Source organism: Stenotrophomonas sp. SAM-B, from assembly GCF_013387485.1.
In the GTDB taxonomy this organism is placed as follows: domain Bacteria; phylum Pseudomonadota; class Gammaproteobacteria; order Xanthomonadales; family Xanthomonadaceae; genus Stenotrophomonas; species Stenotrophomonas maltophilia_AA.
Map to the genome: position 1 here is coordinate 1 of NZ_JABBXB010000027.1, position 452 is coordinate 452.

1 rRNA gene is annotated in these 452 nt (G+C 54.9%); it reads left to right on the top strand.

Annotated elements, in window-relative coordinates:
- A 16S ribosomal RNA gene (locus HH110_RS19070) occupies nucleotides 1-452 on the top strand; the annotation flags it as partial.

Genomic DNA, 452 nt, shown 5'->3' on the forward strand with positions numbered 1-452 from the left:
AGCAGTGGGGAATTTTTCGCAATGGGCGAAAGCCTGACGAAGCAACGCCGCGTGGAGGATGAAGGCCTTCGGGTCGTAAACTCCTTTCGACCGAGAAGAATGGCCTACGACCTCATACGTCGTGGGCATGACGGTATCGAGGGAAGAAGCCCCGGCTAACTCTGTGCCAGCAGCCGCGGTAATACAGAGGGGGCAAGCGTTGTTCGGAATTACTGGGCGTAAAGGGTTCGTAGGTGGCCAACTAAGTCAGACGTGAAATCCCTCAGCTTAACTGGGGAACTGCGTCTGATACTGGATGGCTTGAGTGTAGGAGAGGAATGCGGAATTCCAGGTGTAGCGGTGAAATGCGTAGATATCTGGAGGAACACCGGTGGCGAAGGCGGCATTCTGGACTACAACTGACACTGAGGCACGAAAGCCAGGGGAGCAAACGGGATTAGATACCCTGGTAG